The following is a 22,195-nucleotide window of genomic DNA, read 5'->3' as shown; positions in this document are numbered from 1 at the left end:
CAGGAGGACACGTCAAAACATCCGCAAGCGCTTGCGGGGTGGTTCAGATGTTGTCGGGAATTGAGGGCAGACTAGGCGCGACGGGCGGCTTCGGTCAATCCTCTACGATGTCCTCGAGCCATTCCTCGACGATCGCGGCGATGTTGAGACGGTCTTGATCAGAGATCCCGAGGAAGGGACGCGCGGGGATGTTTCCCCAAGGGATTGAGCCACCACGCGCATCCGTTCCGAATGCACCTTTGGCAGCACCAAACTGCATGACTGCCGAGTAGATCTTGTTGGTGCCCAATTCGACAAAGTCAGGACCATAGTCACGAAAGAAGCTCGAGCGCAGAGGTTGCCCATCAACATTGGGACCAAAAAGCGGCCGTACATCGACAGTCTGCCCCCGGCGTTCATAGGCCGCGATCGTGGTCGGGGATTTCGGGGCCCACGATGTGCCGTCCGGAGCGACCCCATCTTCAAAGCGCTTTACGGTTTCGAACTCGAGCTGCTCACCGATTTCATTCATGACCTCGGACATGTCAGACAGGCTGGCAGAAAGTCTGGCAAGGATCCGCTCTACGTCTGCGTCTTCCAGCTCTACGGTGATCATCGTATCACCCCTCCTGTCTGAGCAACGGGGCTAAGCGCCGGTTTGCTTTGACTTGAGCTTCGGTCAGGCGGCGAAAACTGGTCAGGTAAAGTTCACCGTTTCGGACCGTCGCCGTGAGAACCAGAACATATCCGGGTTGGCTTGGATCGGGCTGCAGGAAGATCAGCGTGTTGCCACGCTTTGCAACATTCTGGCTCGCCCTGTCGATGACGGTCTGCGCCAGTTGATAATCGCGTGGCGTGAGGTCACGGTAGCGTCGGCCCTGGCGCGCGATCGTTTCCGCCGACAGCCACGCGACCGGATTGACCAGGTCGAACCGATCAGCGTCTTTGGTGGTTAGCCGGGCGAGTGGCCAAGAGTTTACCGGTTCGGCGGCCCAGCTTTCAAAGCCACTGCCGGAGAGCCAGTCTTGGATCATATCGATGGAGGGCTGTCTGGGCAGATCTGACACCTTGTTCTTCATCGCAAGTACGACGTCGCTAACGGTCGCGCCTGGAGCGTAATCCCAACCGCTGTCGATCCCTGTCGGAGCGCCTGTGCGTGGGTCAATTGCCTCCCAATCGTCGGGCAATGTTTTCGAAGGATCGCCGCCCACGCGGATCGCACCAGCCAAGGTGCGGGCACCACGCACCCTACAACCGCAGCCCCAGCCGTTTGGGGGATAGTGCGTGGCCCAGAAAGGATGATCTGAAGGCAGTATCAGCCCGTTCCAGGACAAGTGATCGAGACGCGGATGCGCTGCGCCACTGTGCTCGTAGACCCAGAATTTAAAATTGCCGTCGATGTGCTGGGCATGACGCGCAGCTGCCATCGTCGTCAATATGTTCGTTCTGTAGATGATCTTCGTTCTCCAGGCCTCTCCCTTGAGGCTACCTTCACCCGTCCACCCATGCCATCCCCTACGCTCCACGATCTGGCGAAAGTCGCGCCGGAACTCTTCCAGTCCGGTCCCTTGCGAAATCGCCTTGTCGACAGCGGCACCAAGGTCAGCCAGCAGATCGGCTTTTACCGCGCCCGCAACCATGAAGGCACGATCGTGCTGGGCCTTGGAGATGTCATCCCATCTCGATGTCGGAACGAGATCACCCAACCTCAGCCGAAAGGCTGCGACCTGCTCCTTGAACGGTTGGCGAAAGGTGGCGCGGACCGTGTCAGCCACTTGTGGTCTCCGCCAGTGCCCGCCCACCTGCGTCTGCGGCCTCCATAGCATCGGCAATCGCACGACCAATAGCGCTGGCGTCCAGATTGGGATATGCCGCGAAGAACATCTCGCGCAGTTCCTCGATCGAGCCCGCACTCTCGAGCATGATTTCGACCTGCGCAATCATCGCTGCAACAGCGGGCTTTGCTGCCTCCTGAAGCTGGGCCGTCAGCGCGTCAACCGGCTCAGCGCCAGAAATCGCCTCTGAGGGCGATTGCTCCGCCTGAGGGGCAAGGACGCCGGATTTAGGCGGAAGGGTATTCAAACGGTATTCAAATTTGCTCTGAGGGGCGGTTTCGGTCCCAGCGGTCCCGACCGATGCGGCTGGTGGCGTGATATCTGGCTTGGACGCCATCAGGATCCGGTCACCCGGCTTTGGATCCGCAAATCCGAACTTGGCGCGGATCTCGCTCTCGCTGACCTGCAAGCCGATTGGCACAAGCACGCCGAGCGCGTCTGCGATCTGCTTCAGATCCTCTGGTTCCGGACGCCCGATCTTCAGCCGCGGATACCGCTTCTGAGGCCCGTGCTCGAGTTGGATCCACGGGCGGATGAGATCCCGGTTGAGGATCGCTGCCAATGCGTTGGCATCCGCGCGCTCGATGTCCTCCTGGACCTGACGATGCTCCTTGCCTGAGCCAAGGCCACCCGTGACGGCATCGGTCGTTGCCGTCTGACCCAACACCGCCTTCGAGATTTGCTTGTCCAGCCAGTCGGCGCGCTTTTCATAGAGGTCGGCCGAGGCCCCGACATTGCTGGTTTCCACAAAGTCGATCGACATGCTCTCGGGGATAATCGCCGCGCAATCCCCTGCGATATTCGCGACGGCATCAAAAAGCGTGTTCTTGTCCGCTTCGCTGGCGCCAGCCCCCCATTTGCCCAACCGTAGGGGCTGACCATAGGTCTGGCTGAAGATGGCCCAGTCGCGCTGTGTGAAGGCCTTGAACATCCAGCCCCACATGGCGACCCGCGCCAAACCCGACCGGAGCGCAAGACCGGACTTGGCCTTCACATTGGCATAGATGAACTTGAACGCCTCGAGAGGAACCTCCTGGCCGTGGTCATCGAGCTTCATGGGCGTGGCCAGATTGACGCGATCGAACCGGAACCAGCGCGGGTCTCGCCATTCCAGGCGCGCAGGCTGCCACTGGCCCTCTGACGTGTCCCAGATGATTTCAGTGAACGAATAGCCTTTGCCGATGCTGTCCAGAATATCGAAGAGCTCGTCGCTCAGCTCGTCACGATCCAGCCATTCGCGCACCATGTTGGCCATCTCAACGTCGAACGCTTCATCCGATGCCGCTTCGACCGTGATCTCGATCTGGCTGACCGACCGGCGGCGCGTCCCGAGCACGCCAAGGTAATGAGGGTCGCGCTCCTCGATCACCTCTGCGAGCTCCAGATAGCGCACCGGGTCGCCCTGGTCAGCTTCGCGCAGGATGTTTGCCAGGCGAATGGGGTTCAGCCCGTCGCCCGGGTGACCGGATAGCGGCGACCGCACGCCGCCGAGAGTGGCTGCGGCAACTTCTTCGGTCAGGGCGGCGCGCTTGACGGGCTGGCCCCAGCGGTCGAGTAAAACAGGCTTATTTGCCATTTAAAGGCTCCTTCTCAGATCCTAAAAGATCAATTCGATGATGCCACCGATCAGCAATCCGAGACCAGCGAGGCAAACTAGAAAGCCGTTCTGCGAACGATCAGAGAAAGCTGCGTTTGCCATAATGATGCCGCCGACAAGCATTATGATAATCCCGATGAAGATCGCTCCCATTGCTATCTCGCTCCCATTGCTATCTCGCTTCCTGCTGTCGGTACCGACTGAGGGCTTCGAAAGGTGTTCTTCCGAGAATTCCAGTAAATTCGTGAGAGCGCCGCCACCGACGAGATCTATGGTAAAGGGTCACTTGGCGCGAAGCGGAATGGAGGGTTTTTCCAATCCGGAATGCGACCCAGCCGTCACCGAACCTTGCCACGTAGGGTCCATCCCATGCTTTTCGATTTCGGACTATGCGTTTGCTACGTGTACCCATCAGACACTTCCCCTCAGTCTTGCCCCAAGTGGGCCATCAAAAGCGTTCCGGCGGCCCAACCCATCGTCGTTGCTGGGCGTATCGCGCATGCGGCCTTCAGCACGTTGGTGGCGCAAACCCGAACTAGCCGCCCGGTAGCCGTATTCGACCCACCGCATGCGGGCAGCAAAATGTGCCAACGCCAGTCCGATGGCATAGTCGCCGTGCCGCTTCTTGCCCTTCTTGTCCTTTGCTTCGCCCTTTTCGTTGGTCCGGATCGCCGGGACACGAGGAATGCCCCGCACAAGCTTGACCGAGCGCATATCGCTCAGGTGATCCTCGTCGGCACCTATCGCGATCATGTCGTCTTCAAAGGCCGTTTTAAGCGGCGGCATATTGATCCGGTACCAGTCCTCTGTGAACTTGATCGCCCAGATGAGACCTGATCCGTCCTCTGCCTCACGCAGGCCGAACTTGCGGCCCATGTCTTCAGCCACGGTCCAACCCATGCCGGTGGCGTCAAAGGCAGCGCCCAGTAGCCGTTCTCGTAGCTTTTCCAGCACCATACCAACGACCAGCTTCTGCTCGTCCCCAGGCACATTGCGCATCTCGATCGAGAACACTTCACGCCGCTTCAGGTTCTGCTCGATCGCCAGCACGGGCATAACGCTCAGATCCGCGACGCGCGCAAAGTCGAACCCGGCCGCGTAACGCAAATCCATGTCGATCTGCCCAAGCACGTCCTCGAGCTTTTCGAGGAATGGGGCCATGAGCGCCTTTTGCTGCAGATCGTTCATGTGCAGATAGTCACCGGGCAGTTCCAGGCGCAGGACCGGAGCTGTGGCAGTCATGCGCGCCTCGATCAGCGGGGCGGGCAACCAGGCACCAGAGCTGAGGGACGGAATGCAGAACAGTTCTTCGTCGGCACCATCCCCATAGAAGTCGATCAGATCCTGTCGCCATTGAGCTTCGCTCTCTGGCGACCAGTCATTGCCGCCTACAAGGCAGATCCGTTCATAAAGCCCATCGGTCAACGCTTCATCCAGATCGATGTGCAGGTGCTCATAGGGCAGCCGGCCGCCAAGAATGTCCTGGATGTTTTCATTGAAGGGATTGTCCGCGCCATCATGCGTCGAGCAGACGATGACCTGACCGCCCCAGATCAGAAACGCCATTGCCGCCTTGATCAATTCGCCCAGGCTATCGACGAAAGCGGCCTCATCGATGATGATCACACCCTCTTTGCCGCGCAAGCCACGGGGAGCCGAGCTGAGCGCTTTGATCTGGTAGCCGGAGGCAAAGCGGATGCGGAACGTCTGGATCGACTTGTCTCCTTCGTCATCGCCTTCTTCGAACAATCCGTCCTCGATGGCTGAAGCAGCGATGTTGAACGCGCGGGCCCACATCGCGCAGGCATCCACGAATTCGCGGGTCATCTCTTGAGAGTAGGAGATATACATCGCGTCCATGCCGCGTGCTGACTTCGCCCGTGCCGACCTGAGCACAGCATAGGCTGCCAGGGCCCATGTCAGCCCGATCCGGCGCGACTTCTCGACGAACAGCACCTTCGTCGATACCGTGTCGAGCAGGCCGACCGTCTTGGCCTGATATGGCAGAAGAACCTTTGGCAAACCAACGCTACCCACCAGCTGAGGCATAACATCAGTCGCCTCGCGTCGCTGGCGTTCCCAGTCGGCTTTGGAAATGGGTGCGGTCATTTGGTGGCCTCCGCGCGCAGCTGATGCAAAATCCGCAACGCGCGATCGAAGTTCGGTGCTCCAGCAACCCTGCCGGCAGAGTACCTGGAAGTCAGATCAAGCAGCCGTCGATGCAGTCCGTAATATGTGCGCCCATCAACATTCTGCCCACCAAGAAACATCCGGATGACCCGTGCGGCGTCGTTGCAGGTCTCAAAGGTCTTGCGGTCGCGTTTCTGCCAGTAGTCGGCATGTGCCGCCATGTCATTGGCAATTTCAGCTGGAGTTGCCATCAGCCGCGTGCCTCCGCCCAGGCAACGGCATGTCGCCCCTGAAGGCTGTCGCTGCCATCGTCATTTCCCAGCAGGTCCGGACAGAAATCATGTGCCCCGAGCCGCCACAGATGACGCATGTTGCACGAATTCACGACATCGGCCTGCGCCGGGTAGACCTCGATCGCCCGGATCAGATCACCCCAGACCATGTTCTTGATGTACTGCAGATCGTCCCAGGTGATCAAACCATCATGCGAGACACTCAGAACCCCAAGCAGACTATCGACATGAACCTTGAAACCTCGGATTTCATCGCTCTTGAAGCGGGGCAATGTCATACCGACCTCCAGTAGCCATCGGTCAACCAGCCATGCCAATGCCCCTTGTGATGGACCGAAGGCGTCAGCGTCGGTTCAGTCGTGGAGACGTTCCAGTTCCAACTGGGGCTTTGTGGTGGTTTGAAGTTTGCGCCGACAGTGATGGGTGCGATCAAGCCGCAGCCACAGGGGCAGCAATACCAGAAGAACCATTCTCCACGCGTCTCTCCGGGAACAACATGGTAGCTTCCGGGATGCCGGTGCTTCTTGAATGCATCAAAATCAACTATGTTGATTGCGCGCAATGAACCACTGGCTTTTGCCGCCTTCAGATCACCCATTTGAAACCCCCAAGATATCGGCTTTGATCTTCTCGGCCGTCTCTGAGGACATGCCCGCCTGGCGCGCTGCCTTGACTGCCGTCTCTGCGGCATTGGCGCGTTCTTCCTTGGCAATTCGCAAACGCTCATCAGCGGTCAGCTTTTCGCGAATGCCGGAGCTGCTCATCACGTCCTTGAGCATCTTGCCCAGGAAGTGCAGCTCTTTCGGATCGATCTCATCACCTTCCTTCAGCATCGCTGACTTCATGACCTTGAAGGCGAGCGTGGTGATCATCTGGAACAACACATTGTGGCGCTTGGCCTCTTCCTCGAGACCATTGCCCTCCATCCAGCTCACGGCCCAAGCGGATGCCTCTTCTTGGGCGCGGGCCATCTGTTCATATTCCTGGCCAAAGGAATGGACCGCCGATTTGCCCACGCGCATTTCGAGACCGGCCTCTTCAAGCCAGAAGTTCAGATCTTCGGTTACCGCGACATAGTCAGAGAAGCCGCGCTCCTTCAGCAGGTCCTGAAGGCGCAGTCTGATCTCCTGCGGAATGAGGTCGATCTTGCGGGGCGGCGGCATGTCAGCGCCGTGCCGTTGGACGCTTGACGCCTGGATGTTGGACAAGGCCGCGCGCAACCTCTGCGCCCCGCACGGTTGCTGTCGCGATCACAACATGACCGTGATCGGTCATCTCGATCAGTTCCTGTTCGTCCAGCCACGCCAATGCTCCCCGGATCTGCGCGTCCGAAGAGGCGATGCCGACGCCGCGCACGACATCGATCAGGATTGACGCATTGGATGTGAACTCGGAAGATCGCTCAAGATGCTTGAGGATCGCGAGGCGACGGTGTTCGGTCTCGGTGCTGTCTGCCATGGGTCAGGCTCCAAAGAAGGTTATGGGTCGGGACGGATTACGCCGGGCATACTGGTCGCGCCGGTCGCGACCTCACGGCCCTTGTTGGTCAGGCGTGCGATGGGCTCGCCTTGATAGTCGCGGGTCGTGACCAGCTCCATTTCGTCAAGCCACGCGATTGCCGCGACTGCCTGGTCGGCGTTGGTCGGCACACCGATGCGACCGCAGTGTAAACGCATGACCGATGCCGCGGCCTCATAGCCGGGAATGCCCGCCAGATACTGAAGCACCTTCAGGCGCCGGAATTCGGTCTCGACGGTTTCGATTGGCCAGGCCTTGAACATCACTTGTCTCCGCCTTTGCCCGCGCGCTGTGCCGCCTCATAAAGCATGCGGACCATGTTGCCCTGGGCTTCCTGACTTGCGCCTATGCGTGCGACCAGAATGGCGAGATCATGTTGTTCTCGGGCTGTAGCCAGCAGATCGATCCGGGACTCGATCGTCGACATGCGAACACGAACTCGGCCAAGATCATCGTTCACTTTTCCCAGACTGCCTTCGACGGCGACCAAGCGCTTTTCGATGCTCTGATGACCCACCTGCAGACCCGACATGCCATCATTGACGCGTGTCGAGACACGGCCCCAGAACCAGCGCCCCAAGGCCGCCAGAGAGGTGACGACCAGCACGACAAAGCCGAGGAGCTTTTGGCCCTCCGAGAGCCACGACAACCAGTCCATTACCAAAGCCCCCAGGAGAGCAGCGTGAACAACGCCACCATCGTGCCAGATTGAACGATCAAGGCACGCTTTGCGCCGAGGCCGCCGATCTCGCCCATCGTGCGGATTGAGATTGCCAGCCAGAACATGCTTGCCGCCAGCATGAACGCAAGGACCTCCGGTGCCGGATGTGCCTCCCAGAGATTGAGGTCCGTCTTTACGAACAGTCTGGCGCAAACGTAGTAGCTGCGCTCAACCATCAAAGCGGCGGCGATTGCAAAGATCGGACTTTCCAGGCGTTCAAAAACTGCAAGTGAAGGCTGTGCAACCCAGAACCTGCGCACCGTAATTGCGTTGAGAAACGCAAACACGGTGGCAAGCACAAGGCTCGCGTGACTTGCAAGCGTGATGGCGGACCATTCCAGGCTCATTGAAGCTTAGCCCAGCAGCGAAACGCGCTTGGTCGCACGGATCCGGCCAATCACGGCGATCAGACCCGCAGCGGATGTGATCAGACCTGTCACGGCCGTGCTAAGATCAGCGGCATCAGCGGGTGTGACAGCGTAGCCTGCGATTTGGGCAAGACCGGTGATGATGGCACCGCCGCCGCCAAGGACGCCCAGAGACAGGAAGGGGGATTTCGTTTCTTTAAACATGTCGAGTTCCTCAGAGTTTCAGTTGGATTGGGTGATCGGGTCGGCGTGAGATCTGACGATCCAGCCCTCAAGTCCGCCGTGACGGACCTTCAGCCAGGCACGACCGTCGAAGGTTCCTTCGCGAATGACGGGCACGACCACGTCGTCAGCGATGGTCGAGATCACATTTGGATTAAACGATGGCCAGCGGCGCATATTCAGCGTGCTCCCGGGCACGTTGATCGCAACCATTTCATCTTCCTGGTGTGCTGGCGCGGACGCCTCATCCGCCTCCGCCGACTGAACATCGTCACGCCCCAAGACCCGCGCACGCATCTGCGCCAAGGGAAACAGCGGATTGGTGTCGACCTTGCGACCTGGGGAGATGTACCAGTGGCTGGTGATGTCGGTCAGTGTGGGGATGTATCCGAACAGGCCATTCAAAAGCGCTTCGCCTGCCTCAATTTGCGCCTCGGTATAATCCATCCAAAGCCCGCTGCCATGCTCAGGAGTGGTGACAGCCTGGATGCCGAACTCAGAGATGTCGAATTCCTGCTTGTACCACGCACGGGCTTTCCCGTTGCCCGCATCCGTCATCCGACCAGGATTGACGATCTCGATACCGATAGAGAAATCGTTGACACCATCTCGCCCGTGGTAATGCGATGTCCCGGCGTGCCCGGCACGGCGGTTGGTGGGTACCTGCTGAGAGATTGAGCCATCACGCTCGAGGATGAAGTGAACCGACACGCCACGCGGGGCAGTCCGCAGGTAATTGGCAGAGTTGCCATGTTCCAAGCGCCCGGCAGCGTCATGCAAAACGACGATGGTTGGTGTGATCACGCCGCCAATGTTCTGTGCGCGATCAAACGGGATGCCTTGGGCAATATGATTTTTGAATTTCATTGTGGACCCCAATCGCGAAGCACGGGCGGCGCGCTACCTTGTGGGGTCTAAAATGGCGTTTGATGCGGGTTCAAAACATCCGCAAGCGCTTGCGGGGCGGCGTCAGAACAGCTTCATTTGTTTGGAAAAGGTCTCTTCCGATGTGAACTCGTCCGCGAGATACTTTCGCACGGTCACATCGGTCATGTGCAATTTGCGTGCAATTTCTGCAACGGGCAAGCCTTTTGATTTAAGGACCTGAGCGATCCACCTTTTCGCGGTCGGAATGCGGGCCTTCATGGCGTGCGATGCATCGGCCAATGCGCGGGCCTTTTCGATACCGACCAGCTGAGCAACCTTCGATCCACCCTTTGGATCGGTGGGCATGTAGAGCTCCGCGCCGCCAAAGGTCAGGAGGAACTCGACTGCGCCATCCGTGCCGAGAATGTCTTCGTAGACCTGGACGTTTGCAGGGGTCTTGGGGGCCTTTGTCATTTGTGGCGCGCCCTCCACCGCTGACCGCGTCTTGAGACGGTGTCATTGCAGCCATAGAGCGTGGTGACTTTGCCACTCTTGCTCAAAACATAATGGACGCCGCCGCTGTTGACCGCATTCGCGCCCTGGTCGCGGCCTTCTCGCGTCACCAGCTCGATCCGGCGCTTCAGGGACTTCACGTCCACGCCGTATACCCGCTCAAGATAACGGACCACCGCGTGATCAGTGACGATGTCAGAGCGGCGGCTCATTTCCGTCCGCTCCAGTCAAATTCGATATTGGCGCGTTTGCCCCAGTCCTTCAAAGCCGAGATCACTGCATCGATCTGCGAATGATCCCGCAACATGTCCACGTCAGCAGGCACCATTTCCCATGTTTCCCCGAAACGTGCTCGGATAAAGGCGTTCAGACCATCTCGGCCGGGCCTGTCCAGAACGCCTGCAGCTCCAAGCTTTCCCCAGAGCACATGGATCAGTCGCAGATCCGCCCGGGACGCCGCAGGGCGTTTTTTTGGGCTGGTTGAAGCCCCCTTGAACCCGTCCTTCTTGAGACGCTCGAGAACCTTTTTCAGATCGGCGGCGGTCATGTCCGACATGGATGTTTTACCGCATACCTCAAGCTGAAGTGCGCGCCGGTCATCGCTCTCGATACCGAGTTCCCGGCAAGCGACATGGATGGTTCTCTGCAACGCCCGGCTCATTCTGTGGTGCCTCTTCTGGACCGGAACACAGGCTCTGACTTGGTCCGCCGGGTTTGAAACGGCGCAGCACGCACGAACGTAAGTGAGTGTGGTGATCCTTGCTCCAATGCAAAGCGGATATGGTTTTTTGCGACCTGCATTTCCAACGGCAGCTTGCGCTTCAGACCTGCAATGATTGTCGTGTGATCGCGATTGGCCATGTACCTGCCGATCCGTGCCAGGCTGGCATCCGACATTTCCCGACACAGCTGGTAGCAGATGGCCCTGCGGTTCACGAACTCGCTCTTACGCGATCGTGCCAGCAGTTCTTCCTCGGTTACTCCGAAATGTTTGGCCACGTGGGACCGGATGTCCCGTATCTGGACGTCCCGAGGGGGTGATGATCGCTCGTAAAACATCGCTTCAAGCCTTGGCCAGATCGATCGTGATTGCCTGCCAAGGCGCGTCGTGGCTGTCACGCTTGGAACAGCGCACATAGGTTTTGGACCCAACAATGCGAATAGCATCCTTGATGGCGCGCATCGCTTCCTGCCAGCGGGCATCCGTGATTTCGAGACGCAGCAGCATGAAGATCTCGGCGCGATTGATCTGACCGGCCTTGTCCGTGTTGAACGCACGGGTCACGATCGAGCGGATCTCCGGACGGCTCTCGGCGGACCATTCATTGAGGCACTCATCGACCAGCTGCTTGGCAATCTGCAGTTCAGGCCCGAAGTTGATCTGATCCGCAATCCGGACCTCAACCTTGTAGAGTTGATCCACGGTCATCAGTGTCTTGTTGCCCTTCTTGCCGCCGAAGGTCGCGCCGTATTCTTGTGCAAGGATTGCCTCGAAAGCACCGATGTCATCAAAGGTATGCTCCTTGAACCGCGCCACCTGGTCAGACAGCGGAATGGCGTGGCCTATGATTTTGCGAGTGGTTTCATCCTGAAGCAAATCACGCGCGGCGATATTCTCGATCGGCTGCAGACCGCCTTTGCCATCACGCATGAAGACATTGCCGTCGATCTCCTTGCGGCCATCGGTAAGTGCTGCCGGTTCAAACTTCGTCATGGAATGTCTCCTGTTTGGATTTTGCGTTGAGGGCGTCTGCGATCGTCGCAGCCACAATCTCTGGAAAAGGGAGATTGGGGTCAGCAGTGCAGATCTCGAATACGACCCCGTTCTCGGCCAGAAATTTCACGTGTCGCCCTTCGGCGAAATGCGTTGGGTCGATCATCGGATGCTCCCTTCGACTTCGACAAAGTAGGGTTGGCGTGCCGGATCGGACGGATGCCCTGGTAAAACGCCTGCTGCCACGATCATGGCAGCCATCGCCTCGATTTCATCCATTGTGCAGAGGGTCGTTCCGCGCGGGCCCAGCAGATCCACCTTGGCAACGCCGCTGGCCGCAAGCCGGACCATCTCGGCTCCTGAAAACCGTTCGACCTGATCCGTCATGTCACCACCGTGCCCAAAAGGGCCTTCTCCAGCAGCCGCTGTGCCGCTTCTGTTGGGGTCAAGCCGCGGCGTGCCGCATCAGACGCCAGCAAGGAGTAAAGACGGACCGGAACCACGATCTGCTTGGTTGATGGTGACGCCTCGGTCTTCTGAGACCTTTCCACATGTTCAGATCCGCCAGCAGCCCCCTTTGACGATGCCTTGAACGTGGGAATAACCTCCCCGGCTTGACGCGCTTCCCTGATCCGCTGGTAGACAGTGTTGGGATGCACGCAGAGGCGCTGAGCAATGACCTTTGGCGGTACGCGCTGCAATGCCAGCGAAACGATTTCAGCGGCTCGGTTGGTCATGACTGCTCCTCTCCGATGTAGCGGGGACACTTTCTGCAGGCGCGAAACATCCGCACCCGGTGTGTGTTGTGCGTCTGCAAACGATTGGCCCGCTGTCGCCACATCTGGCAGACATCCGTCGGCAGATCGCCGAGAACCGGGCATGAGATGACAGCCGACATGAAGACGCCGCGCACCCGCTCTTCGATGGCCTCCATGTTGCCTGGATATTTCTTGCGCAGCACCGTGCTGACCAAGGAAGCTGATCTCCCGAGATCCTCGGCTACGCGGTTCTGGCTGGTAAGGGCGCACGCCTGGGCCAAAGCGAGCACCCAGTCCGGCAAGTCATCGCCCCAGGCGTCTCTTGCGATATCGACGGGTCCGTTCATGATTGCCCTCCCACCGGATAGGCTTTGCGCGTGTTGGGATCGAACACCTGCTGGGTCCGCTGGATCATCGGTGGTTGTGGCCCCGTATTCCGGATCAGGCGATACACTGCCTGTTTCGCCGGGGGTTGGGCCTTGCTGACGACTTTCAGGAAGCCTGCCTTGAGCAGCTTGGTGCAATAGGCCTTCGCCGTGTTGTCTGTCACGCTCACGATGTCGGTCGTGGCATGTGCTGCGATATCACGGGGTGTGAACTGTCCGATCATGCGCATAGTCCGCCACATGTTTTCGACGCCACCGCCCTGCGAGACCGGCTTGCCGTCCCGGTTCAGGCGCGGAGCGTGATACGGGACAGGATCCGCGATAATCCGGAACTTGATCGCGGCGTCCTCGCGGATAGCGCCTTCTTCAGGTTCGATGCGCTCGACATACTTCGCCAGCGCCAGGGACTTGAGATAGCTGCGGATTGTGTGGCGATTGATATATGTTTGATCGAAGATATCGGTGATCGTGAACGGTGCACCCTTGAACTTCACCATCTCATCCCAGAGCGGCTGACGGCCTTGTGGCTCACGGGACGTGGCCGCTTCGGTTGCTGAAATCCTGCTCATTTCGGAGCCCTCCGCGGCGTGGGTGCTTCGCCAGTGAAGAAGGGACGATTGTCCCAATCCTTCCGTCCGACGGACTTGAGGTTCCGGGTCTGGGCGAATTCCTTGACCCGCTCGAGGTTGATGGAAATACGCCGGATTGACCGATGTGATTCCTCAAGCACCTGGAGCTTCAGATCCTCTTCCAGCGACACACCGGGGCAATAGATCGCCGCGAGATAGCCGACATCGTCGATCTGACCTTCTTCAGCAGCGACCCAGTCAAGGATACGCCCGTGCACCCGTTCCCAAGCCATCAGCTTGCGCGGCAGCTTCTCTTCACCGATCAGGATGATCGTGGCGCCGGAGCTTTCATGAATGTCACGCACGATCTCGATCATGTTGCGGTCGACCAGGTGATCGATTTCGTCGATCAGCAGCGGCCGGCTGTTGCGGGCGAGCTCCTGGGCGATCTGGTCAACCATATCCGAGATGGTCTTGGCGGGCAGTACGCCCATGTCGCGCAGGATCTCGGTGCAAAGCTTCTTCTTGGTCCAGACCGATTTGACTTCGACCTGATACGCCCGAAACTTGTTCGCCGCATACACTGCCGCTGTCGTCTTGCCGTATCCGGACCATCCGTAGAAGACGCCCAGCCCCGGAAGCCCCGGACCACGCTGATTGACCCGCTCGATAAGTTCCACCAAAGCCACGACATTGCGCAGCGGTGCAACAGAGTTGTTATGCCTGAATTCTTCTGTCATTCTATCCTCACTTCGTTATCGCCCCCGGTCAGCCTGCAACGTTGCCGGGGGCACCTAAATCAGCCGAACATTGCCCAGCTGAAATCCTCAAAAATCTTCATGTGCCCGATGTACTCAGGCTGGCGCTGATAGGCCGCGAGCGCCTTCTGCTCTTCGGGCAAGACAGGCTCACCCGCCTTGATCCGCTGCTCCAGGACAAGGAACCGACGGAACCTTTCCTTGGGTGTCTCCGGCTTGATCACCACCTCGGCTGTGCGCTCATGTTCGGCGCGCATCGTCGCCAAACGATCATCAGACACACGGCTCTTGGAGGCTTCCTTAGGTGCCAAAACCGATGCGTCTCTGGCAGCTTCCAACGCCGGTGTGGTGTAGACTTCGCGCGCCCTGGGGAAGGCGACCATCACGCCAGCCTTTTCGGCGGCATCACGGCGCATCGCATCTGCGACATCACGCTTGCCGATCTTGCGGCTCGCGCGGCGGATATCCGTAAGCTTTTCGTCCTCGAAAGCGCGCTGCATTGCCTTGGCCTTGGCGATAACTTCCGCAGGGTTCAGACCCGCAAGATCAGCATTCAACGCCTCGCCGAGATAGGCCTCCGTTTCCGGATCAAAGAGCATGACCCGGCCCATATCTGCGGGATCCATCCGAACGAGAACTTCATCCCCTGGCATCGCGGACATGGGCAGGTAATATGCACCATCGACCCGCACGCCTTGCTTGGTTACCGTCCGCATGCCGCCGTTGGACGCGATCGGCGCGAGCAGCACATCCAGCGCGGCCTCATGCTCAATCTTGCGGATCGGGCCTGCATAGGCCGCAGCAACCTCGAAGGGGGTTCGCTTCTTGAGTGCAGAATGCTGATCCCGCCCGTACATGTCCTGGGCCCAGATGTCGCTCCACTCCTGAAACTCGGCGAAATCCATATCGACGTCGTAGAGCGCCTCATCCGTGGCACCGAGGCGCTTGTCGAATGCCTTGCGCTGCTCAATGATCTTGCGATCAGCGACCGAGTGGCCAATGAAGCCAGGGCAGACCGCGATATCGCGCTGGTAGGTTCCAATCGTGCGCTCGACGATCCCCTTGTCGGTAGGCTCATAAGCGATGCTGAGCTCCACCTCGATTTCCAAGGCTGCAAACAGGCGCTTCGTCTGCTTTGCGACGAAATCCGATCCATTGTCGGTGTGGATTTTCTCGGGCACACCCCAAGCCATAATGCACTTGCGAACCAACAGGCCAACGGCAGAGGCGCGCGGTGTCTTACTCACAAGCACGATGGCGCGCCGGGAGTAGACATCGACGGCCATGTAGATCGAGTGCCGTCCGCCCTTGAGCATGACATCTGCAGGCGACGCATCTACCTGCCAGACCTCGTTCAGGCGCTGCGCACGCTGGCTTCCAGTCGCGGCGAAGCGGACATGGGAACGGTATCCATCCGGGTTGGTCAGGCGCATGAGCTCGTTGCGATACTCGGTCTTCCAGCGCGTGATGACGGTCTGGAACATGCGGATGGTGGGCAGCGGCGCTGTCTTGATTTCACCGGTCTTGGCGCAGGTGACGTCCAGCGTCTTGCCGAACTTGTCCTTCACCAGGATCCGCAGATGCTTGGCGGAAAGGAACGGCTGCTTGGCGATTGCGGCCAGCATCATTGCGCGAACCTGCCCGTCATGTGCCACATCCAGCACGCCTGACCCTTTGGGACGGCCCCTACGGGATGTCGCCGTGCCTTCGTGCGCCGCCTTGCGCCAGCGGGCGATAGAGCGCGCTGACACACTCGGAACAGCGGTTTTAATCCAGGTTGGAAGTTCTATTGAACCGCCCGTAAACATTTCTGCAAACATCGCGTCGGCAGCGGTTTGCGGCAGAGCGTTGTCTGCCTGAAACTTGTGAACCAAGCTGAGTATCAGGGCGCGGGCATCCGCTGACTGATCCATCGGGGCATCCGCAACGACGGGGCGAAGATCCCGCGCTTCGAGGGTCAGATGGCTGGCCAGCCAAGCGGCCCGTGCGGGGGCTGGCAGGGCATCGACGTGATACTCAAGCCCGCCACCGCCCTCGCGGCCTTCGCGGACCCGTGCAAGTCCGGTTTCAGCCCAGCGGTCGCGCGCGGCGAGCGCATTCACCCGCCGCTTGGACGTCGGCAGACCGGGCATGAGCCCCGCCGCCGCCGCGTCCGCAATCTGCTGTGCCGAAACCCAAAGCATCAGAGGCTCCACCCCTGTGCGCGTGCATGCTCGAGGATCTCGCGCTTATGCTCATCAATGAAGGCGCGACGGCTCTTGGTGGACAGGCGCGACCAGGTAGCCGTGACGCGGTGATAATGCTTGTCGTCGTTACGCGGCAGGGCGCGGCCCTCGGCCAGCAGTAGAGCGTCGGCGACACTGGTCGCTTGGGGCGGATCCGATAAAAGAGCATCGCAAGCGCGCTCCTGCACATCCGCTGCAACCTTGGCCAGCGCCTGCAAACCCGCCTGATGGTCGGCAATCCACGTATCGCGGATACGGTCTTTGGTCTTGGGGAAAAGGCCGTTGGCGATCTCGATTGCGCGGAAGAAAGCGCTGCGGGAAAGACCAACTTCTTCAGCGACCTGCGCTGAAAGTCCCAAAATGGGACTCTTGTTTTCTGCCTCAGATCTAAGCTCTTTAACGGCTCTGACCTGGGCACTCCGACGGTCACCTCCGTGTTTTGCCGTAGGGTTCATTTTCTGCCAAACGTCGCGCAATTCACACAGGTATTCCGCTCGCTCAAGCTTAGTGAGCTCCTGCCGATTTACGTTCGCCATAATCTCTGCGTACTTGCGAAGCTCTGGGCCGTGAGTGCTTGGCAACACGACAGCGTCTACGAATGCAGCTTTGCAGACCAGCAGCGCGGCGAGCCTTTGGCCACCATCAATCAGAAGAAACTTCCCTGGCTTCTCCGACTCAACAACCAAGATTGGCTGCAATTGGCCTTGGACCTGCATGTCCGCGGCCAATGCCTCAACACGGGACGATTTTGCCCGCCGAAGCCGGTCCCCGACTTCAATTTGCGCAGGCGCCAACGCGATATTCCGAAGCTGGTCGGTATTCTGGTTTTCGGGTGTCTCAGTCATACGTCATCCGTAAAATCTAGGGTTTGGTCGTTCTCGGGGGCGTCATCCGGTGGGGTGAGCATCGTGTAAAAGAAGATGAACTTGCCGTTGATATGCTGGCGCTCACAGACGATCTCGGCCCCAAGCTGGCGAAGCTCGGCCACGCAGCTGTTGATCGCGCAAACATGGGCGCGGCGCGTGATTTCTCGCGTCGAATGCGGCTTGCGATCAGACAACAGCTTGTTGACCCGGCGCAATCGATCCGAGGACATCGTGGCGGCATGCATCAGCTGGGCACCCCGTCATAGGTTGCCGCCAACAGCGCTTCGATATCGCGCAAGGCATCCTCGTGCTGAACCAGCTCTGAAAACGACGCCATGGCGAGATTGGCCTGATCGTCCCACTTGTTGATCAGCCCCACCTCTTGGCCGAGCGTGTCATCATCCATCGCATCATTCAGCGACACCATCTGGGCCAGCGCATCCTTGAGCGCCGCAAAGGATTGTACCGGGGAGCGGCTCATGTCAGACCTCCCCAGGCAAGAAAGTATCCCGCCACGCAGATGACGACGAACGCGATGCCTGCGATGGCATCTTCGACAATCGTCGGAGGCAACTTGAAGCTGTCACGACGCGGTGCCGATTTCATTGGCACCGCATCGGACGCTCCCCTACCGTCGGAGACGCAAACCAACCGACGGAGAGAAACTATGAACGACGACCCCCCAGAAATCGCGGAACTGCATGCGAGGATAAAAGCTTTGGAGGTCATCTTAGGAAGCCTCCTCTTGAAACTGGGAAACGAGCAGGTCGTAGACTTGCGTGAAATCAGCAAGGAGTGCGCGCAATACGCGCGCCTGCCGCTCGTTCAAGGCACCAGGGATCTCGAACTGGCGGTGCATCTCTCCAATCTTCTCGCCCCTGTCTTCGTAACCACCGCTGGTGGCGAGGTCACGGAGCAAACTGACTAGGTCGACCTCAATCCCCGCAACGCGCTTTTCAAGCTGTGCAATGCGCTGGCAAGCCCGTTCACCATCATCACGATGACGGCGCACAGCTTGGTACGGACGGGGCTGCTCCGACGGCTCCATATTCATTCCTTCGGTCAAGCTGCTGACACCGGGCAGATAATAAAGATCGAACTGCGCCAAGACGGCTTTCGCCTTCTGTTCCTGAGGCGCGAGATGTGGCAGCGGGCCAAAATCCTCTCTCAACCAGCCGAAGGCGCGCAACTCGGCGTAAGCCTTCTTGATCTGATTTTGCATCTCTGTGGCTTCTTCACGGGTCACAGGCATTTGCGCATCTCCTCGTTGACGAACTGAACACGGGTCAGATCTTGGGCGGCGGTTGCGGCTGTCCGTTCGAGACGAACCAGATGAAAGGTCGACGCCGGGTCTGACGCGCCGATGGTAATTTCGATGGCCAGGGCAAGGCGCTGAGCCTCGGTCAACTGACCAAGCGCTGCACGGGCGACTTCGACCCCGTCCAGCGGAAGTGGAGGATGATCGCGCATCATGCGGCGTCCTTCTTTTTGCGGGGGCGGGGAATATCAGCAGGCCATTCAAGGTCTGCTGGCCAGTTTTCGCTGAACCATTCGACAACTCGCTCGGCAGTCTTGAGCGTGCAGCCTGCGCCCTCATCCAATCGCCGAAAGAACTTTCCATCGTTTGCGGCGTAAGTGGATACGGTCGCCAAAGTGAGACCGCTGTGAGCTGCGTAGGCTTTTGCAAGACTATTGAGGGTATCGGTGTTCATGCTCTCGCCTCTTGATTGTTCGGGCTTTCTTCCGAATTTATATTCGGATGATTACCCGATTGTCAAACATAAATTTATCGGGCATTTTCCCGAATATGGACTTCGAGAAAAAATCCTTTGAGAAGATTATTGCTGACAGGCTTGAAGAGCTTGGCACGAACGCCTTTGCGGTCGAGCAATCTGCAAACTTGACCAAGGACGCCATCCGAAGTGTGATCCGTCCTGACAGCAAGAGATCCCTGCCACGGATAGATAAAGCTTTAAAAATTTGTGAAGCCCTTGGATTGGAGCTGTATATCGGCCCCCCACGGTCAAGTAATGAGCCAGACCACATTAGCAGCCATCGGAAAGTCGAACTCTTTCAAGACTTCGCATTTGTTGAGCGTTTTGATGTCAGTCTCTCAGCTGGTCCGGGTACCAGCGGGGAAAACGCCCAGCAGCTTGCCCCGGTGGCCTTCAGACGCGACTGGATGATAGAAAGAGGACTGGTTGCCGAAAAATGCGTTGTTTGCAGTGTACGGGGGAACAGCATGGAACCCATGCTTTTTGATGGGGATCTGGTTCTCTTAGACAGACGGCAAACGGATGTCCGAGATGGGCAGATTTATGGCGTCGTTGATATCGAAGGCGATACCAGGATCAAAAGGATTGAGCTGATCGACGATGGGTTGTTGCTGAGATCAGAAAACCCCGATTGCCGCACTGAACTGAGGCACGGAGATGACGCCAACCGCGTGCGGATCATCGGTTCCTTGGCTTGGTCTGGCCACAGCTATGATACATCCCGTCAAACCCCGAGCCGTCAGACTCCTCGAAGACGCACAATGAAGCATGAATGGATTTAATCACGATGGCAAATTGCGTTGATTGCGGCACCAAACTTACACTTCTGAACAAATCGACCGCAGAGAGGTGTTACCCTTGCGCGAAGGTTGAATTTGAGAACAGAGACCCCAACCGCGTAGCGGCTATCAAGCCACAGATTTCAGAAGAAGAGGCCATTGAGAAAGAACGTAAAGCCTCGATCGAAGCGATCATGGTCACGACTGAGACCCACCCAGACATTGGCATTTCAGCTCGGCTTGGGATCGTAACCGCCGAATGTGCCTACGGCATGAATGTCTTCAAGGACGTTTTTGCGGGCATTCGAAACATCGTTGGTGGCCGCTCAAAGGCCATCCAGCAGACCATGCGAGATGCGCGGGAGACTGTGCTCTATGAGCTGAAGCAGGAAGCGTCCCTGCTTGGTGCAGATGCAGTCGTGGCCGTTGACCTGGACTATGTGCAGATCGGCGACGGCGGTTGGAGCATGGTTATGCTGGTAGCGTCTGGAACGGCCGTTAAGATCGAGAAACCAGCCGCCGCCTAAGTCTTGTCTTCAGTGGGGACCAAGAAAAATGAACAAGAAGGTAGAATTTCGAAAGCGGGCGAAAGCGCAGCATAAGGCAGCGCTCGAGCTGATGGATAAAGATGAGGACGATTTGCTTCTTTTTGCTGCACTCAAGCTGCGAATGGCGCTTGAATGCATTGCATACGAAATTCTCCAATCCTTTGAAGAAGATGTGATCAAAGAGCGTATGGAGACTTGGCAGCCAGGAAAACTGATCAAAGAACTCAAAGAAATTGACCGCGGTGTCGAAAGCGATCACCATATCTCCATTGGCTGGCAGGAAAATCAGGACGAGCCCGCTAAAGAAATGCATTCGCTTGGAGTAGACCAACGGGTCAAAGGTTCGTGGCTCAATGCAAGCTATAATGCACTGGGTAGTTACCTGCACGAACCGACCGTCCGCCAGCACAGGGACCAAAATTTCTTTGACCCAGAAGCTGCTAGAATTAAAATGGTCAAGATATCAGGCGAGATATCTCGGGTTCTGGACTCAAGCATCCATGCAATAAACCTAAATGTTGGTATCACTTTCTCATGCGAATGTGGTGCCCCAATGAAGCGCAGGGTCGAGCTTCTTCAGTGCGCCGGACAAATAGAATGCGGGAACTGTGGCCGAATTTGGCTTGTAGAGAAAACTGGGGAAGTTTGGCGGAGAGAACCTGCGGTGCATAACTCAGTCTGCCCGAGTTGCGGCAAGACCAACAGTTTCCCTGCGAAAGTGCTTAAAGAGGGTGATGAGTTTGAATGCTCGTGTGGAGTGACTTCCGTTGCGAAGCAGGACTGGTGTCTTAAAATTAAGAATGCATAGGCAGAACCGCTCGTTTGTTGCAGATCAAACGAAGGTTTCCAGGCAAGCATATCTATGCGAGAACTTTCGCAAAGGAGAACACCATGGGCGCGAATTCCAAGATCGAATGGACCACGCATACGTTTAATCCCTGGTGGGGTTGCACGAAGGTCTCAGAGGCTTGCAAGCATTGTTATGCCGAGGCATGGGCCAAGCGCGTTGGTCAAAATGTCTGGGGACCGAAGCCAGAACGTCGATTTCTCAGTGACAACCACTGGCGACAGCCCTTGAAATGGAACCGGGATGCAGAAGGTGCAGCCGAGCGCCCGCGCGTGTTCTGTGCCTCCATGGCGGATGTGTTCGAGGACCGCGATGAACTGCTTGAGACACGGGATCGGCTGTTCGATCTGATCGAAGCAACACCCAATCTTGACTGGCTTCTTCTCACGAAGCGTCCCCAGAATGTCGCACGCCTTGCGCGGTGGACGGACAACTGGCCCGACAACGTCTGGCTTGGAACAACGGTAGAGCTGCAGACCCGCGCGGATGAGCTGTTGCCGTACTTGGAGAGCATTCCTGCCAAGGTTCGGTTTATCTCGGCAGAGCCGTTGCTAGGGCCGCTAAATCTGAAGAAATGGCTTGGTTCCACAATCGACTGGGTCATCACCGGCGGTGAAAGTGGCCCAAAGGCGCGTCCAGCTTCACCGCTGTGGTTCCGCGATCTCCACGCCCAGTGCATGGAGCGAGAGGTTGCTTTCCACTTCAAGCAGTGGGGCGACTGGGCTCCTGGTGATGGCATCAATCTGCTTACCGCTAAACGCACGGCTACGGCGAAGGCCGCTGACGGTACAGAGATGATCCGCATCGGCAAAAAACTTGCCGGCAGGAAATTGGATGGCCAGGAATGGGATCAACTGCCACAGTGGGTCGCGACCTGAGTTCAGACCAGCCAGAACTCTTCCCCATAGATCTACTGGGTGGGAAGGC

General features: G+C 58.1%; 36 protein-coding genes. 4 read left to right on the top strand and 32 right to left on the bottom strand.

Features of this window, described 5'->3' with window-relative positions:
- Positions 1-94: 94 nt before the first annotated feature.
- The 32 genes from AB1495_RS09810 to AB1495_RS09655 all read right to left on the bottom strand — a co-directional run bounded on the left by AB1495_RS09810 (position 95) and on the right by AB1495_RS09655 (position 19,031).
- Positions 95-595 carry a phage virion morphogenesis protein gene (locus AB1495_RS09810; protein ID WP_074635320.1) on the bottom strand — a complete coding sequence of 167 codons (501 nt, stop codon included), beginning with the start codon at positions 593-595 and terminating at the stop codon, positions 95-97.
- A gap of 4 nt (positions 596-599) precedes the next feature.
- Positions 600-1,754, bottom strand: a complete 1,155-nt coding sequence (locus AB1495_RS09805) for a phage minor head protein (protein WP_244268885.1) — start codon at positions 1,752-1,754, stop codon at positions 600-602.
- On the bottom strand, positions 1,747-3,390 hold the full coding sequence (locus AB1495_RS09800; protein WP_074635318.1) for a DUF935 domain-containing protein: 1,644 nt from the start codon (positions 3,388-3,390) through the stop codon (positions 1,747-1,749). The genes AB1495_RS09805 and AB1495_RS09800 overlap by 8 nt, the downstream gene beginning before the upstream one ends.
- Before the next feature lie 432 nt (positions 3,391-3,822).
- Positions 3,823-5,520 carry a hypothetical protein gene (locus tag AB1495_RS09795; RefSeq protein WP_074635317.1) on the bottom strand — a complete coding sequence of 566 codons (1,698 nt, stop codon included), beginning with the start codon at positions 5,518-5,520 and terminating at the stop codon, positions 3,823-3,825.
- Positions 5,517-5,792: a hypothetical protein gene (locus AB1495_RS09790; protein WP_139283797.1), complete on the bottom strand. Its 276-nt coding sequence runs from the start codon at positions 5,790-5,792 to the stop codon at positions 5,517-5,519. The genes AB1495_RS09795 and AB1495_RS09790 overlap by 4 nt, the downstream gene beginning before the upstream one ends.
- Positions 5,792-6,112: a hypothetical protein gene (locus tag AB1495_RS09785; RefSeq protein ID WP_074635315.1), complete on the bottom strand. Its 321-nt coding sequence runs from the start codon at positions 6,110-6,112 to the stop codon at positions 5,792-5,794. The genes AB1495_RS09790 and AB1495_RS09785 overlap by 1 nt, the downstream gene beginning before the upstream one ends.
- Entirely contained in the window at positions 6,109-6,432 is a 324-nt protein-coding gene (locus AB1495_RS09780; protein ID WP_074635314.1) for a DUF6527 family protein, read from the bottom strand. Before AB1495_RS09780 ends, AB1495_RS09785 begins: the two co-directional genes overlap by 4 nt.
- Positions 6,425-6,997 carry a DUF3486 family protein gene (locus AB1495_RS09775; protein WP_074635313.1) on the bottom strand — a complete coding sequence of 191 codons (573 nt, stop codon included), beginning with the start codon at positions 6,995-6,997 and terminating at the stop codon, positions 6,425-6,427. The genes AB1495_RS09780 and AB1495_RS09775 overlap by 8 nt, the downstream gene beginning before the upstream one ends.
- 1 nt (position 6,998) lies before the next feature.
- Positions 6,999-7,292 (bottom strand): hypothetical protein, encoded by a 294-nt coding sequence (locus AB1495_RS09770; protein WP_074635312.1) that lies wholly within the window; start codon positions 7,290-7,292, stop codon positions 6,999-7,001.
- Between the two features lie 20 nt (positions 7,293-7,312).
- Positions 7,313-7,615: a hypothetical protein gene (locus AB1495_RS09765; protein WP_074635311.1), complete on the bottom strand. Its 303-nt coding sequence runs from the start codon at positions 7,613-7,615 to the stop codon at positions 7,313-7,315.
- Entirely contained in the window at positions 7,615-8,010 is a 396-nt protein-coding gene (locus AB1495_RS09760; RefSeq protein ID WP_074635310.1) for a hypothetical protein, read from the bottom strand. The genes AB1495_RS09765 and AB1495_RS09760 overlap by 1 nt, the downstream gene beginning before the upstream one ends.
- Positions 8,010-8,420, bottom strand: coding sequence for a hypothetical protein (locus AB1495_RS09755; RefSeq protein ID WP_074635309.1), 411 nt, complete (start codon positions 8,418-8,420; stop codon positions 8,010-8,012). The genes AB1495_RS09760 and AB1495_RS09755 overlap by 1 nt, the downstream gene beginning before the upstream one ends.
- 6 nt (positions 8,421-8,426) lie before the next feature.
- Positions 8,427-8,645: a hypothetical protein gene (locus tag AB1495_RS09750; RefSeq protein WP_074635308.1), complete on the bottom strand. Its 219-nt coding sequence runs from the start codon at positions 8,643-8,645 to the stop codon at positions 8,427-8,429.
- A gap of 18 nt (positions 8,646-8,663) precedes the next feature.
- Positions 8,664-9,530, bottom strand: a complete 867-nt coding sequence (locus AB1495_RS09745; protein WP_074635307.1) for an N-acetylmuramoyl-L-alanine amidase — start codon at positions 9,528-9,530, stop codon at positions 8,664-8,666.
- A 102-nt stretch (positions 9,531-9,632) separates the two neighbouring features.
- On the bottom strand, positions 9,633-10,004 hold the full coding sequence (locus tag AB1495_RS09740) for a hypothetical protein (protein ID WP_074635306.1): 372 nt from the start codon (positions 10,002-10,004) through the stop codon (positions 9,633-9,635).
- Positions 10,001-10,255 carry a hypothetical protein gene (locus AB1495_RS09735; RefSeq protein WP_074635305.1) on the bottom strand — a complete coding sequence of 85 codons (255 nt, stop codon included), beginning with the start codon at positions 10,253-10,255 and terminating at the stop codon, positions 10,001-10,003. Before AB1495_RS09735 ends, AB1495_RS09740 begins: the two co-directional genes overlap by 4 nt.
- Complete coding sequence (locus AB1495_RS09730; RefSeq protein WP_074635304.1) at positions 10,252-10,704, bottom strand: gp16 family protein; 453 nt, start codon at positions 10,702-10,704, stop codon at positions 10,252-10,254. The genes AB1495_RS09735 and AB1495_RS09730 overlap by 4 nt, the downstream gene beginning before the upstream one ends.
- Positions 10,701-11,102 carry a helix-turn-helix domain-containing protein gene (locus AB1495_RS09725; RefSeq protein WP_074635303.1) on the bottom strand — a complete coding sequence of 134 codons (402 nt, stop codon included), beginning with the start codon at positions 11,100-11,102 and terminating at the stop codon, positions 10,701-10,703. Before AB1495_RS09725 ends, AB1495_RS09730 begins: the two co-directional genes overlap by 4 nt.
- 4 nt (positions 11,103-11,106) lie before the next feature.
- Positions 11,107-11,757 carry a DUF3164 family protein gene (locus AB1495_RS09720; RefSeq protein ID WP_074635302.1) on the bottom strand — a complete coding sequence of 217 codons (651 nt, stop codon included), beginning with the start codon at positions 11,755-11,757 and terminating at the stop codon, positions 11,107-11,109.
- Positions 11,744-11,923 carry a hypothetical protein gene (locus tag AB1495_RS09715; protein ID WP_074635301.1) on the bottom strand — a complete coding sequence of 60 codons (180 nt, stop codon included), beginning with the start codon at positions 11,921-11,923 and terminating at the stop codon, positions 11,744-11,746. Before AB1495_RS09715 ends, AB1495_RS09720 begins: the two co-directional genes overlap by 14 nt.
- Positions 11,920-12,144, bottom strand: coding sequence for a hypothetical protein (locus AB1495_RS09710; RefSeq protein ID WP_074635300.1), 225 nt, complete (start codon positions 12,142-12,144; stop codon positions 11,920-11,922). Before AB1495_RS09710 ends, AB1495_RS09715 begins: the two co-directional genes overlap by 4 nt.
- Positions 12,141-12,494 (bottom strand): helix-turn-helix domain-containing protein, encoded by a 354-nt coding sequence (locus tag AB1495_RS09705; RefSeq protein WP_074635299.1) that lies wholly within the window; start codon positions 12,492-12,494, stop codon positions 12,141-12,143. Before AB1495_RS09705 ends, AB1495_RS09710 begins: the two co-directional genes overlap by 4 nt.
- Positions 12,491-12,862: a hypothetical protein gene (locus AB1495_RS09700; protein ID WP_074635298.1), complete on the bottom strand. Its 372-nt coding sequence runs from the start codon at positions 12,860-12,862 to the stop codon at positions 12,491-12,493. Before AB1495_RS09700 ends, AB1495_RS09705 begins: the two co-directional genes overlap by 4 nt.
- Positions 12,859-13,470 (bottom strand): hypothetical protein, encoded by a 612-nt coding sequence (locus AB1495_RS09695; RefSeq protein ID WP_083350877.1) that lies wholly within the window; start codon positions 13,468-13,470, stop codon positions 12,859-12,861. Before AB1495_RS09695 ends, AB1495_RS09700 begins: the two co-directional genes overlap by 4 nt.
- Positions 13,467-14,210 (bottom strand): AAA family ATPase, encoded by a 744-nt coding sequence (locus AB1495_RS09690; RefSeq protein WP_074635296.1) that lies wholly within the window; start codon positions 14,208-14,210, stop codon positions 13,467-13,469. The genes AB1495_RS09695 and AB1495_RS09690 overlap by 4 nt, the downstream gene beginning before the upstream one ends.
- A 59-nt stretch (positions 14,211-14,269) precedes the next feature.
- Positions 14,270-16,411: a DDE-type integrase/transposase/recombinase gene (locus AB1495_RS09685; RefSeq protein WP_074635295.1), complete on the bottom strand. Its 2,142-nt coding sequence runs from the start codon at positions 16,409-16,411 to the stop codon at positions 14,270-14,272.
- Positions 16,411-17,298, bottom strand: coding sequence for a ParB/RepB/Spo0J family partition protein (locus AB1495_RS09680; RefSeq protein ID WP_074635294.1), 888 nt, complete (start codon positions 17,296-17,298; stop codon positions 16,411-16,413). Before AB1495_RS09680 ends, AB1495_RS09685 begins: the two co-directional genes overlap by 1 nt.
- Entirely contained in the window at positions 17,295-17,564 is a 270-nt protein-coding gene (locus AB1495_RS09675) for a hypothetical protein (protein WP_367581961.1), read from the bottom strand. Before AB1495_RS09675 ends, AB1495_RS09680 begins: the two co-directional genes overlap by 4 nt.
- On the bottom strand, positions 17,564-17,800 hold the full coding sequence (locus tag AB1495_RS09670; RefSeq protein ID WP_074635292.1) for a hypothetical protein: 237 nt from the start codon (positions 17,798-17,800) through the stop codon (positions 17,564-17,566). The genes AB1495_RS09675 and AB1495_RS09670 overlap by 1 nt, the downstream gene beginning before the upstream one ends.
- A 249-nt stretch (positions 17,801-18,049) precedes the next feature.
- A complete protein-coding gene (locus tag AB1495_RS09665; protein ID WP_074635291.1) occupies positions 18,050-18,571 on the bottom strand; it encodes a hypothetical protein in 522 nt (173 codons plus the stop codon).
- Positions 18,562-18,789 (bottom strand): hypothetical protein, encoded by a 228-nt coding sequence (locus tag AB1495_RS09660; RefSeq protein ID WP_367581960.1) that lies wholly within the window; start codon positions 18,787-18,789, stop codon positions 18,562-18,564. The genes AB1495_RS09665 and AB1495_RS09660 overlap by 10 nt, the downstream gene beginning before the upstream one ends.
- Positions 18,789-19,031 (bottom strand): hypothetical protein, encoded by a 243-nt coding sequence (locus AB1495_RS09655; RefSeq protein ID WP_074635289.1) that lies wholly within the window; start codon positions 19,029-19,031, stop codon positions 18,789-18,791. Before AB1495_RS09655 ends, AB1495_RS09660 begins: the two co-directional genes overlap by 1 nt.
- 95 nt (positions 19,032-19,126) lie before the next feature.
- Between AB1495_RS09655 and AB1495_RS09650 the strand changes: the two genes are divergently transcribed.
- The 4 genes from AB1495_RS09650 (at position 19,127) to AB1495_RS09635 (ending at position 22,146) form a co-directional block, all read left to right on the top strand.
- Entirely contained in the window at positions 19,127-19,876 is a 750-nt protein-coding gene (locus AB1495_RS09650) for a S24 family peptidase (RefSeq protein WP_074635288.1), read from the top strand.
- Positions 19,867-20,400 (top strand): YbjQ family protein, encoded by a 534-nt coding sequence (locus tag AB1495_RS09645; protein ID WP_244268882.1) that lies wholly within the window; start codon positions 19,867-19,869, stop codon positions 20,398-20,400. The genes AB1495_RS09650 and AB1495_RS09645 overlap by 10 nt, the downstream gene beginning before the upstream one ends.
- A 28-nt stretch (positions 20,401-20,428) precedes the next feature.
- Positions 20,429-21,229 carry a hypothetical protein gene (locus AB1495_RS09640; RefSeq protein ID WP_074635287.1) on the top strand — a complete coding sequence of 267 codons (801 nt, stop codon included), beginning with the start codon at positions 20,429-20,431 and terminating at the stop codon, positions 21,227-21,229.
- Positions 21,230-21,312: 83 nt separating this feature from the next.
- A complete protein-coding gene (locus AB1495_RS09635; protein WP_074635286.1) occupies positions 21,313-22,146 on the top strand; it encodes a DUF5131 family protein in 834 nt (277 codons plus the stop codon).
- The last annotated feature ends 49 nt before the right edge of the window (positions 22,147-22,195 follow it).

The organism is Sulfitobacter pontiacus (genome assembly GCF_040790665.1).
Lineage (GTDB): Bacteria > Pseudomonadota > Alphaproteobacteria > Rhodobacterales > Rhodobacteraceae > Sulfitobacter > Sulfitobacter pontiacus.
The sequence above is the reverse complement of the archived record's forward strand: the minus strand, read 5'-3'. Positions and strand labels throughout refer to the sequence as shown.

Bases quoted from the DNA above. Each gene is read 5' to 3' on its own strand.
- AB1495_RS09810 (WP_074635320.1), bottom strand. From the start codon at position 595: ATGATCACCGTAGAGCTGGAAGACGCAGACGTAGAGCGGATCCTTGCC.
- AB1495_RS09800 (WP_074635318.1), bottom strand. From the start codon at position 3,390: ATGGCAAATAAGCCTGTTTTACTCGACCGCTGGGGCCAGCCCGTCAAG.
- AB1495_RS09795 (WP_074635317.1), bottom strand. From the start codon at position 5,520: ATGACCGCACCCATTTCCAAAGCCGACTGGGAACGCCAGCGACGCGAG.
- AB1495_RS09790 (WP_139283797.1), bottom strand. From the start codon at position 5,792: ATGGCAACTCCAGCTGAAATTGCCAATGACATGGCGGCACATGCCGAC.
- AB1495_RS09785 (WP_074635315.1), bottom strand. From the start codon at position 6,112: ATGACATTGCCCCGCTTCAAGAGCGATGAAATCCGAGGTTTCAAGGTT.
- AB1495_RS09780 (WP_074635314.1), bottom strand. From the start codon at position 6,432: ATGGGTGATCTGAAGGCGGCAAAAGCCAGTGGTTCATTGCGCGCAATC.
- AB1495_RS09775 (WP_074635313.1), bottom strand. From the start codon at position 6,997: ATGCCGCCGCCCCGCAAGATCGACCTCATTCCGCAGGAGATCAGACTG.
- AB1495_RS09770 (WP_074635312.1), bottom strand. From the start codon at position 7,292: ATGGCAGACAGCACCGAGACCGAACACCGTCGCCTCGCGATCCTCAAG.
- AB1495_RS09765 (WP_074635311.1), bottom strand. From the start codon at position 7,615: ATGTTCAAGGCCTGGCCAATCGAAACCGTCGAGACCGAATTCCGGCGC.
- AB1495_RS09760 (WP_074635310.1), bottom strand. From the start codon at position 8,010: ATGGACTGGTTGTCGTGGCTCTCGGAGGGCCAAAAGCTCCTCGGCTTT.
- AB1495_RS09755 (WP_074635309.1), bottom strand. From the start codon at position 8,420: ATGAGCCTGGAATGGTCCGCCATCACGCTTGCAAGTCACGCGAGCCTT.
- AB1495_RS09750 (WP_074635308.1), bottom strand. From the start codon at position 8,645: ATGTTTAAAGAAACGAAATCCCCCTTCCTGTCTCTGGGCGTCCTTGGC.
- AB1495_RS09745 (WP_074635307.1), bottom strand. From the start codon at position 9,530: ATGAAATTCAAAAATCATATTGCCCAAGGCATCCCGTTTGATCGCGCA.
- AB1495_RS09740 (WP_074635306.1), bottom strand. From the start codon at position 10,004: ATGACAAAGGCCCCCAAGACCCCTGCAAACGTCCAGGTCTACGAAGAC.
- AB1495_RS09735 (WP_074635305.1), bottom strand. From the start codon at position 10,255: ATGAGCCGCCGCTCTGACATCGTCACTGATCACGCGGTGGTCCGTTAT.
- AB1495_RS09730 (WP_074635304.1), bottom strand. From the start codon at position 10,704: ATGAGCCGGGCGTTGCAGAGAACCATCCATGTCGCTTGCCGGGAACTC.
- AB1495_RS09725 (WP_074635303.1), bottom strand. From the start codon at position 11,102: ATGTTTTACGAGCGATCATCACCCCCTCGGGACGTCCAGATACGGGAC.
- AB1495_RS09720 (WP_074635302.1), bottom strand. From the start codon at position 11,757: ATGACGAAGTTTGAACCGGCAGCACTTACCGATGGCCGCAAGGAGATC.
- AB1495_RS09715 (WP_074635301.1), bottom strand. From the start codon at position 11,923: ATGATCGACCCAACGCATTTCGCCGAAGGGCGACACGTGAAATTTCTG.
- AB1495_RS09710 (WP_074635300.1), bottom strand. From the start codon at position 12,144: ATGACGGATCAGGTCGAACGGTTTTCAGGAGCCGAGATGGTCCGGCTT.
- AB1495_RS09705 (WP_074635299.1), bottom strand. From the start codon at position 12,494: ATGACCAACCGAGCCGCTGAAATCGTTTCGCTGGCATTGCAGCGCGTA.
- AB1495_RS09700 (WP_074635298.1), bottom strand. From the start codon at position 12,862: ATGAACGGACCCGTCGATATCGCAAGAGACGCCTGGGGCGATGACTTG.
- AB1495_RS09695 (WP_083350877.1), bottom strand. From the start codon at position 13,470: ATGAGCAGGATTTCAGCAACCGAAGCGGCCACGTCCCGTGAGCCACAA.
- AB1495_RS09690 (WP_074635296.1), bottom strand. From the start codon at position 14,210: ATGACAGAAGAATTCAGGCATAACAACTCTGTTGCACCGCTGCGCAAT.
- AB1495_RS09685 (WP_074635295.1), bottom strand. From the start codon at position 16,411: ATGCTTTGGGTTTCGGCACAGCAGATTGCGGACGCGGCGGCGGCGGGG.
- AB1495_RS09680 (WP_074635294.1), bottom strand. From the start codon at position 17,298: ATGACTGAGACACCCGAAAACCAGAATACCGACCAGCTTCGGAATATC.
- AB1495_RS09675 (WP_367581961.1), bottom strand. From the start codon at position 17,564: ATGCATGCCGCCACGATGTCCTCGGATCGATTGCGCCGGGTCAACAAG.
- AB1495_RS09670 (WP_074635292.1), bottom strand. From the start codon at position 17,800: ATGAGCCGCTCCCCGGTACAATCCTTTGCGGCGCTCAAGGATGCGCTG.
- AB1495_RS09665 (WP_074635291.1), bottom strand. From the start codon at position 18,571: ATGCCTGTGACCCGTGAAGAAGCCACAGAGATGCAAAATCAGATCAAG.
- AB1495_RS09660 (WP_367581960.1), bottom strand. From the start codon at position 18,789: ATGCGCGATCATCCTCCACTTCCGCTGGACGGGGTCGAAGTCGCCCGT.
- AB1495_RS09655 (WP_074635289.1), bottom strand. From the start codon at position 19,031: ATGAACACCGATACCCTCAATAGTCTTGCAAAAGCCTACGCAGCTCAC.
- AB1495_RS09650 (WP_074635288.1), top strand. From the start codon at position 19,127: ATGGACTTCGAGAAAAAATCCTTTGAGAAGATTATTGCTGACAGGCTT.
- AB1495_RS09645 (WP_244268882.1), top strand. From the start codon at position 19,867: ATGGATTTAATCACGATGGCAAATTGCGTTGATTGCGGCACCAAACTT.
- AB1495_RS09640 (WP_074635287.1), top strand. From the start codon at position 20,429: ATGAACAAGAAGGTAGAATTTCGAAAGCGGGCGAAAGCGCAGCATAAG.
- AB1495_RS09635 (WP_074635286.1), top strand. From the start codon at position 21,313: ATGGGCGCGAATTCCAAGATCGAATGGACCACGCATACGTTTAATCCC.